The organism is Xanthobacter sp. BG11Y11_SDJG, from assembly GCF_057364445.1.
In genome coordinates this window covers 60,147-68,517 of the sequence record NZ_JBNFNU010000002.1, presented here as the reverse complement: position 1 = coordinate 68,517, position 8,371 = coordinate 60,147, and the positions used below count along the sequence as shown (strand labels likewise).

Genomic DNA, 8,371 nt, shown 5'->3' with positions numbered 1-8,371 from the left:
CCCGCAAAAGAAGTCCATCACCCGCCTCCTGCGTTGCGTAACGCGGGAGATTTTACCGGGCGGCGAAGCTGTTGGTGGCGCGCTCTTCGGCGGGGAACCGTCCTGCCGATTACGGGCGGCACTCCGCCTTTTTTGACCTTTCCGCCCTTCCGACCGGGAATGCGGCCAGGCGCGACCCTGCCTGACTGCACACCGGAACCAGCACGAACGGACGGGAGAACGCCATCCTCATGGCGTTCTCCCGTCGTCGGCCCGCGGGACGAACATGCGGCCGTCTCGCGGCTCTGCATCTCCGCGCTCGCGCACCGGAACGGTCGGGCGAGCGTCGCCTGATGTACCGATAGTCTGCACCGGATCGGCGCTTCGTCCGTCGCTCGGACGCATGACGAAAAGTGGCGCATCACGCCAATCGGGCGGCAGTACGGATTGCTTCTCCGGCGTCCCGGCCGCGACCGCGCCGCCGAGCGCCGGAGCAAGCGTGGCGACATAGGCGCGGGTTTCGGCCGGCAGCGGACGGCCCATCTCGCGATGCTCGTCATAGCGGCCGGGACCGGCATTGTAGGCAGCGAGCATCGCCGCGACAGTGCCGTAGCGATCCCACATCTCACGCAGATAGGCGGTGCCTGCCAGGATGTTGTCGCGCGGATCGTAAGGGTCGCGGCCGAGGCGATAGCGGACGCGCAAGCCCGCCCAGGTGTCGGGCATAACCTGCATGAGCCCGATCGCGCCCGCCGTCGAGATCGCGCGTACGTCGCCCGCGCTTTCGGCGCGCAGCACAGCACGAATCCAGTGCTCGGGAATGCCGAAGCGCTGCGATGCCTCAGCAATGTAGCCGCCATGCGGATCGGCGGCGACCGTGCGCGCGGCCGGCGCGGATTGCGCCAGGGTCGTCGCCGTCCCGCGCCGAGCGCGCCAGCGATCAGGATAAAGGCATAGCGCCGTGCCCGCCTTTCCCCGCCGAACCGCCAGCCTGCCGGCGTGCTCGCTGCGGTCAAGGGTGCGCGCGAAGCGCCGGCCGAGGGCCGCCCTTGACCTTCGCTGCGCGCGCCGGCCGACTTGTGGTCGAGCGGGGCGGAGGAATGAGACGGCATTCCCGCGAACAAAGGAATTGGAGTTGTGCGCGCGATGATGACGGGATGACGCATGGCCTCAGTCCCACTCTTCGCGCGGTTTGAGGCGCGTCCAGTGCAGCGACCATGACGATCCGGCGTCGTCGTCGCGGAACAGATTGGCGCGGATCGGCTGCGGCAAAGCCGGATCGTCGAGCAGCACTGAGAGATATTCGCCGGCCTTCTCGCCGGTACGTTTCCACGCCGCGCCGATCTCAGGGCCGTCGTCGGCGCCGTGATGGACGCGGTAGTCCGGCACGTTCTCCGCATCCGAAGGATCGGCGGGAACATGGTGAGTTCGTGGTAGAGCGTAAGGGTGTGAACGCGCCCGGTGAAGCCGGATCCTTCGCGCGTGAATCGACCGATGTGCGGCATGACTGTCTCCATGCGGTGGCGTTGGGAAAGCCATCGGCGGGCACCGCTCCCGCCGATGGGGATGCGGTCAGCGCGTCGGTGCGCGCCAGACGAAGCGGCCGTCGCCGTCCTCGTCGGTCCAAAGCGGCAGCGCGCGACCGATGACGGCGCTGGCCGGAAGGGGGCCGAAGTAGCGCCCGTCCAGGCTGTCGCGGACGTCGAAGTTCATGAGGAAGAGCTGACCGTCGGCGACGACACGGCAACCCCGCCAGACCGGCAGAGCGCGGCCCATCCGGTCGTGGTCGAGCGCATCGCCCATCTCCACGCGTCGACGGCGATGGCGCGGCCGGTGCGGCAAACGCGCTGGCCGGGAACACCGACGATGCGTTTCAGGAGCGGCGCGCCGCGCCCAACATAGCGGCGTGTCACCATGAATCCGGCGAATGGTTCGGGCGGCATGACCGCGACCAGCTCGGGCACAGTGAGCCGGTCAGCCGGTTCGATGGTGTAGAAGCCGACCGGTGCGCTGGCGGTGACGTTCCATAGGAGTTTCGTCGGCATGTCGGCGACGCTGGTGGCGGCGATGCCGGTCACGGCGAGCAGCGTCACCGCGAGGATGCGGTGGCGGCTCATGGATCGATCCTCCGGCGGCCGATCCAAGCGGCATGGCGCTCTGGCGTATATGCGGCCGGCTCCAGCCCGGCGCTGAGCCGGTTATGGATGTGCCGCCAGTGATCGGGAGAAGCGTCGGCGGGATCCAGGCCAAGCGCTTCCACCGCGTCGATCGCCGCAAGCGCGCGCTGCACCTTCGGCCAGCCGTCGAGCCGCAACAGGATCTCGCCGCCGGGGCGAACGAAGGGCAGTGTCTGGAACGGCTCACCGCGGCCGATGGCGCGCACGATGTCGATGCGCGAGACGATCGTGCCATGCTCGCCGGCAGCCCAACGAACGAAAGCGAAGATGCTCTCGGGCGCGAAGCCGACGACGCTCCGGCGACGGTCGAGGATTTGTTCGTAAGCTTTGCGGCCGAAGCGTATCCAGTGCTCGACCCTACGTTTCTCGAAGGTCAGCTCGACCAGGGTGGTGAACGGTGCTGGCCCGTCCGGCAGCGGACGGCCGTGTGCGCGATGAGAAGGTCTGCCGCTCATGACCGGCCTCCATGGCGGTCGTCGTCGGTGATCATGTCGCGCAGCACGTCGGCGATGGAGCGGCCGGCACCGGCACCACGCCTCGCGCGCGGGTGCGTCAAAGAAGAAGAGTTAGATTCTCTGTTAGATTCTAAGTTAGCAGCCGGATTCCGAGTTTCAGGCCATAGGTTTAGCTGTGGTCCGTGCGCCTGATGTGCCGATAGGACTGCGCCCGATGTGCCGATACCGCGTGCGCCTGATGTGCCGATGGTTTCCACAGGCGTATTCACAGGCACTGTGCACAAGGTTTCGGGGCGGATGCGCAGTAGCTCGCGACCGCGATCGCGCTCGATCTGAAGGCGATAACCTGGGAGCGGCTGGCGGGCGGCGATCCGGCGCAGGTCGAGCGCGAAGTCGGAGACACGCGCCATGCTTCCCGACTTCACATGGAGATGCGCGACCTCGAACAGCCAGCCGTTGCGCTGGTGGCCGGCGTGCTTGCGGGCGACGCGATAAAGCCAGCGTTCAATGCCCCCGGTTAGCCGGAAATAGGCCGGGTCGATGGTGAGGACGAGCGTGCGATCGACGACGCTGTTGTAGAACCATTCGGGGAGGACGAACTCCATGCCCTCGACGCGGCCCGCGCGCGTCGTCATCTCCTCCCATTCGTTGATCCACGAGAATTGCCGACGCCGCCAGTGCGGGCCGTTGCGGATCGTGGTGGCGATGACGGTCGATTGCAGGCGCGCGAGCGCGGCCTTCAGCAGCACATATTGGCGGTTGCCGGTGGGACGCCCGATGGCGCGCAGCAGATGATAGGGCGTGAAGCGGAAGAAGCGCGAGGTGCGTAGGCCGTCATTCTCGGCCGCGACGATCTGCGACGCAGCCCATATCAGCACGTCGGCGTCCCAGATGGTCGCCATGCCGTGTTCGGGCATGGCGAGCACGTGTACCTCGACATCGGCCGCCTTGTAGAAAATGGGCTTGGTGCGCGGCGTCTTCGCCAGCGAGAAGAAGGGCCGTTCCATGAGATCGCGCTGATCGCGCGGGCTGGCGTCGCCCGTCGCGACCACGAAGGGGGCCAGGTGATTGCGCTCGCTCGTGTCGGTCGGCTGCGCGGGGCTGTGATCGTCGTGCAGCATTCAGCACTTGCCCCGCTCTTCGGGCGTCAGCGGACGCGCGGGGAAAACCGTGCCGACATCGGTGTCGCGGGTGGATTTGCGGGTTCCGATCTCCGACCAGGATTCGAGATCGTGGATGGTGTAGAGGACGCGGCCGCCGATCTTTCGATAGGTCGGGCCGGTGCCGTAGGTCCGGTGCTTCTCAAGAGTGCGGATGGAAATGCCGAGGAAGCGAGCGGCTTCCTGCGTGCGCAAGAGTCGTGGCGGGAGGCCCGCCAAGGGGGTGGCCATGGGATCACCTCTAGTTCGTCGTTGATGCGCGCGGCCTTTGTGGCGGCGGGCCATGGCGAACCATGGCGAGGGATCGGCGGCCGGGAGCGTGCCGCATTTGCGCTTATGCGCTGGCGGCACCCCGGCGAGTCCGCCCCGAAACGAATAACCTGAAGTATTTCAGTGGGTCATTGCCGGCCGGGTGGATTCGGCGAAGACATTCCTGCGTGGTTCGGCTATGACTCGAAACGGAGCAGAGACGCGCTGCTTCGGGGCGTCGAAACCCCTCACGAACGGTTGGTGCTGGCCGTTACAGCACCACACTCCTTGACCTTATGGTCGGGGAGCCTGTGGCGTATGCAACAGGTTCACCCGAACTAAAGGCCACGGGGCCGTTTCGTGACGGTTTCGAACTCCCCGATCACCAAGAGTCAGAGAGGATGTTTGCGGGGGCGTACCGCAAACGAAACCTCCTCGGATTGGAGGAGCTATGCGAGTTGCAGTCGACCTCGACCCGGCCGTTGCCGATGAAGCGCCAAGCGGTAACGCCGTCACGAGCTATGACCAGAAACACTACGTCACCTATCTGCGTCTGCTTGATGCCAGCCGGGACGGCGCAGACTGGCAGGAAGTCGCCCGCATCGTTCTGCATCGCGATCCCGTCCGTGACGAAGCAGGGACGAGGCGATGCTGGGAAAGCCATCTCGAACGTGCCCGGTGGCTCTCAAATAAAGGCTATCGACGTATTCTCGAACAAGAGATTGCCAACAATCACTTATAGGCTAACCGGAAGATGACGTCGTGCCGCAACGCCATTGTCGGCACGAGGATTGAGATGCTTAAGGCGGGATCATTTATTGAGCGATGGAGACAAGAAAGACGCCATTACAGTCTCTGGCGTCGAGAAAAGATTTGGATGGGGAGGCCGTGCTCTCAAAGCGCTCGATGGGCTTTCTCTTGGTGTTCCGCAAGGCTGTGTATACGGCCTGCTGGGTCCGAACGGTGCCGGCAAGAGCACGTTGCTACGGATCATAGCTGGCCTCGTGCGCCCTGATCGCGGCTCGGTTTCCATCTTCGGAGAGAATGCTGGCAGGGAATCGCGACGCCGCCTCGGCATGTTGATCGAGGCCCCGGCGTTCTATCCGTTCCTGACCGCACGCGAGCATTTGGAAATGTTCGCTCGGATGAGCGATACCGTCACGATGGTAGAGCCCATTCTACGGCGCGTTGGCATCGGCTACGCCGCTGACAAAAAAGTGGCTGCATTCTCGTTGGGTATGAAACAACGCTTGGGGATCGGCTGCGCGCTCGTCGGCCGTCCAGATGCTATCGTTCTCGATGAGCCGACCAACGGTCTCGATCCGGATGGCATCCTCGAAATGCGTTCGCTGATCGTTGATCTAGCCCACAAGGACGGTATCACCGTGCTGCTTTCAAGCCATCTCCTCGACGAGGTGGAGCGCGTTTGCGAACGCGTCGCGATCTTGCGCAGCGGGAGAATGGCGGCGCATGGGAAAGTCGCTGACCTGCTCGATAGCCAAGCTCGCTTTTGGCTCAACGTTGATTCACCGCAAGCCGTGTTGGAGCGTTTGGCATCGCGGGCCGATGCTGGTGATGGTGGAGTTTATGTTCGAATTGAGCGTGATGACGCGCCTGAACTCATACGCGCGCTTGTAGATGCGAACATACGGATATTCGAAGCAAAATGGATCACCCCCGATCTGGAGTCGGTATTCTTGCTGGAAACGCGGAGAGAGCCACAATGAGCGCTCTACTCTCGGCAGAGCTTCTGAAGCTTCTACGACAGACAGGAGTGCTGTTCTGGGGGTTTCTGTCGGTTCCCGCTGCCGCACTCGGCTTCAAAATCGCACTAGAGAGTTTTTTCGTCCTCCGATCAGGAAACCTCCCGCAAGCACAAGCCGATTTGCTTCTGTCAGCCGCGCAATCATTGGGCATCGCAGGCAATCCGATTGCACAGCTTCTCTATGCGATCGGTGTTTCCTCAGTATTCTACGTCGAATACCGCTTCTCGGCTTGGCGCAACCTCGTGCCGCGAACAGGGAGGATTCCTCTGCTCGCCGCGAAGTTCGTTGTTTGCCTCCTGTGCATGGCCATCGGTCTGGCTCTGACAATCGTTGGAGACATGATCCTCAACACGGCACTTGGCTTTCTCGGCGGCGGCACCAGCAATAGGACACCAATTCAAGGGGGCAGCGTTCTCGTCCTCACTGCGGCGTTTGTAATCGCCTTTCTCGAATTAGCGACTCTAGCTGCAGTTACCGCGACGCTTACAATCGTATTCCGGAGCATGATCGCGGCAGTCGTTCCAGTATTTCTGGTAGGGATAACGTGCTCGATCCTGCAAGCTTATTTTGGCGCTGCCATAGCCAGCGTTCCCGTGCCGTCTTTTGCTGCTGATGCTGCGCGAGCATGGCTTTTTGCAGGTGCCGAGGGGCCGCATGGTATCACGGGTTTCGGCATACTCCTGGCATGGCTCTTGGCGGCGTTAGCAGCCGGGTCTCTTATATTTTTGCGTCAACCTCTGAATACCGAGTAGCAGCGAGAACACTCATATAACTCGCTGAAGCCTTGATGAGTGAATCAACGAAAGACAAATCTGAGGGACGTGCAGTCGAATGATGCGGATACTTAAATATGCGGGTGTTGCATTTGCTCTCTTGCTGGTCGGCCTCGTCGGTTATGGCGCTAAGGGATACTGGGATGCGCTATCGGATGCAGAAAGCTTGCGCGCTCGTGCCGACGCGGTGATTGCTCAAGGCCGCGGCGGCGACTCTCTGGGGGCAGCCCATAGGGCTATTCTGCTCGCGGTCGAAGACCCGAATTTCTCAACGCATTCCGGTATTGATTTCTCGACCCCGGGCGCTGGGTTGACCACCATCACTCAATCGGCTGCCAAGCGGCTTGCCTTTGAGGAATTTCATCCCGGCATCGGCAAGATACGCCAGACCGGTTATGCGCTAGGGCTGGAGAGCCGTCTTTCCAAGGAGCAGATCCTTGCCCTGTGGTTGGAGACGCTGGAAATGGGCAAGGGGCCAAATGGCTGGATGGTCGGCTTCCATTCGGCAAGCTCAGCGATCTATGGGCGGCCTCCAGCCGAATTGACCGAAGCCGAGTTTATCCGACTTGCGGCGGTGCTGATAGCGCCGGCCTCCTATGATCTCGTTCGAAGCGACGCCAAACTCGACGAACGCGCCGCCCGTATCCAGCGTCTGGCAGCCGGGGCGTGTGTGCCTGCGGGCTTTTCGGATGTTTGGCTTGAGGGTTGCGAGTAGCGTTACACGAATCGTATTCGTGGTATTATTTTGATCTAATCAGCGTCATGCGCTCTTTTCGTGAGGTAGAGATTGAATGTCCCATAACTACTCATCGTTCCTTACTGTCTCCCTCTTGGCGATTTCACTGCTGGCAAGTACTTTTGCGGCGCGAGCCGATGTGCCTCCCGCCTCCGCGCAAAGCGTAACCTTGGATCGGGCAACGGTCGCCAAAACGATCGGCGGTATCGCTGCCGAGTTGCGGGAGGGCTACGTGTTCCCGGAACGGGGCGCGCAGGCGGCGGAGGCATTGGAAAAGGCGCTAGCGGAAAACGCCTACGGCGGCGTAACCGATCGAGCGCAGTTTGCGATGCAGCTAACGGAGCAACTCCGGGCGATCACGAAGGACGGTCATGTGCGGGTGATATTCGGTTCGCCCTTCGGCAATCAGCCTAAGCCAGCGAGCCCGCAGGATGCCGGTGTCGAGGTGAAGCGACTAGAAGGCAATATCGGCTATATTCATTTGACGCGGTTCGTTCCGCCTGAAGTTTTCAATCCGGCCGCCGACGAGGCCATGCGCAGCTTGTCGGACACCGCCGCGCTGATCATTGACATGCGGGAGAATGGCGGCGGGCATCCGGCATCCGTTGCCTATCTCGTGAGCTTCTTCCTCGATCAGGGTGCGCGCGTCCATATCAACGATCTCATCTGGCGCAATCGCGGGACGTTGACGTTCAGAACGGAATCGTTCTGGAGTTCGCCGACGCCAGTGCGTTACGTCGGCAAGCCGGTCTACGTTCTGGTCGGTCCAAAGACCTATTCGGCTGGCGAGGAATTCGCATATGACTTGCAAGCCCTTCGGCGGGCGATCGTAGTCGGCACGGCCACCCGCGGAGGTGCCAATCCGGGCGGGCTTAATGAATTAGGTTCGGACCTCTTTGTGGTGGTGCCGACGGGCAGGGCCGAAAATCCAGTTACCCGTAGCAACTGGGAAGGCGTCGGTGTGCGCCCCGATGTTCAAGCAACGCTTGAGGACACACTGGAAACGGCAATGGCGCTGGCGAAGACACAGGCAAAATTGTGAGATGTGTGCGCCGACAACGACGTTTGTTGTCGGG

General features: G+C 62.4%; 8 protein-coding genes and 3 pseudogenes. 5 read left to right on the top strand and 6 right to left on the bottom strand.

Going from position 1 to position 8,371, the window contains the following annotated elements:
* Window positions 1-228 precede the first annotated feature (228 nt).
* The 6 genes and pseudogenes from AC2W7M_RS00905 to AC2W7M_RS00880 form a co-directional block, all read right to left on the bottom strand.
* Window positions 229-1,145 (bottom strand): annotated as a pseudogene (locus AC2W7M_RS00905) (lytic transglycosylase domain-containing protein).
* A gap of 4 nt (window positions 1,146-1,149) precedes the next feature.
* A pseudogene (locus AC2W7M_RS00900) lies at window positions 1,150-1,484 on the bottom strand (DUF736 domain-containing protein).
* Between the two features lie 67 nt (window positions 1,485-1,551).
* Window positions 1,552-2,096, bottom strand: a pseudogene (locus AC2W7M_RS00895) (S26 family signal peptidase).
* The gene (locus tag AC2W7M_RS00890; RefSeq protein WP_486129396.1) at window positions 2,093-2,611 is read right to left on the bottom strand and encodes a DUF2840 domain-containing protein; all 519 of its coding nucleotides are present in this window, start codon (window positions 2,609-2,611) and stop codon (window positions 2,093-2,095) included. The pseudogene AC2W7M_RS00895 and the gene AC2W7M_RS00890 overlap by 4 nt, the downstream one beginning before the upstream one ends.
* Window positions 2,608-3,732, bottom strand: coding sequence for a replication initiator protein A (locus AC2W7M_RS00885; RefSeq protein WP_486129395.1), 1,125 nt, complete (start codon window positions 3,730-3,732; stop codon window positions 2,608-2,610). The genes AC2W7M_RS00890 and AC2W7M_RS00885 overlap by 4 nt, the downstream gene beginning before the upstream one ends.
* Complete coding sequence (locus tag AC2W7M_RS00880; protein ID WP_486129394.1) at window positions 3,733-4,002, bottom strand: helix-turn-helix transcriptional regulator; 270 nt, start codon at window positions 4,000-4,002, stop codon at window positions 3,733-3,735. It lies immediately after the preceding gene.
* Between the two features lie 457 nt (window positions 4,003-4,459).
* Here AC2W7M_RS00880 and AC2W7M_RS00875 point away from each other — a divergent pair, with 457 nt between their 5' ends.
* The 5 genes from AC2W7M_RS00875 (at window position 4,460) to AC2W7M_RS00855 (ending at window position 8,337) form a co-directional block, all read left to right on the top strand.
* Window positions 4,460-4,762: a DNA -binding domain-containing protein gene (locus AC2W7M_RS00875; RefSeq protein ID WP_415217668.1), complete on the top strand. Its 303-nt coding sequence runs from the start codon at window positions 4,460-4,462 to the stop codon at window positions 4,760-4,762.
* Between the two features lie 76 nt (window positions 4,763-4,838).
* On the top strand, window positions 4,839-5,747 hold the full coding sequence (locus tag AC2W7M_RS00870; RefSeq protein WP_486129393.1) for an ABC transporter ATP-binding protein: 909 nt from the start codon (window positions 4,839-4,841) through the stop codon (window positions 5,745-5,747).
* The gene (locus tag AC2W7M_RS00865) at window positions 5,744-6,538 is read left to right on the top strand and encodes a hypothetical protein (RefSeq protein WP_486129392.1); all 795 of its coding nucleotides are present in this window, start codon (window positions 5,744-5,746) and stop codon (window positions 6,536-6,538) included. Before AC2W7M_RS00870 ends, AC2W7M_RS00865 begins: the two co-directional genes overlap by 4 nt.
* A 79-nt stretch (window positions 6,539-6,617) precedes the next feature.
* Window positions 6,618-7,274, top strand: coding sequence for a transglycosylase domain-containing protein (locus AC2W7M_RS00860; RefSeq protein ID WP_486129391.1), 657 nt, complete (start codon window positions 6,618-6,620; stop codon window positions 7,272-7,274).
* A 76-nt stretch (window positions 7,275-7,350) separates the two neighbouring features.
* Window positions 7,351-8,337 carry a S41 family peptidase gene (locus AC2W7M_RS00855; protein ID WP_486129390.1) on the top strand — a complete coding sequence of 329 codons (987 nt, stop codon included), beginning with the start codon at window positions 7,351-7,353 and terminating at the stop codon, window positions 8,335-8,337.
* The last annotated feature ends 34 nt before the right edge of the window (window positions 8,338-8,371 follow it).

Excerpts from the sequence above, each read along its gene's own strand:
- AC2W7M_RS00865 (WP_486129392.1), top strand. The coding sequence starts at position 5,744 with ATGAGCGCTCTACTCTCGGCAGAGCTTCTGAAGCTTCTACGACAGACA.
- AC2W7M_RS00860 (WP_486129391.1), top strand. The coding sequence starts at position 6,618 with ATGATGCGGATACTTAAATATGCGGGTGTTGCATTTGCTCTCTTGCTG.
- AC2W7M_RS00880 (WP_486129394.1), bottom strand. The coding sequence starts at position 4,002 with ATGGCCACCCCCTTGGCGGGCCTCCCGCCACGACTCTTGCGCACGCAG.
- AC2W7M_RS00855 (WP_486129390.1), top strand. The coding sequence starts at position 7,351 with ATGTCCCATAACTACTCATCGTTCCTTACTGTCTCCCTCTTGGCGATT.
- AC2W7M_RS00885 (WP_486129395.1), bottom strand. The coding sequence starts at position 3,732 with ATGCTGCACGACGATCACAGCCCCGCGCAGCCGACCGACACGAGCGAG.
- AC2W7M_RS00890 (WP_486129396.1), bottom strand. The coding sequence starts at position 2,611 with ATGAGCGGCAGACCTTCTCATCGCGCACACGGCCGTCCGCTGCCGGAC.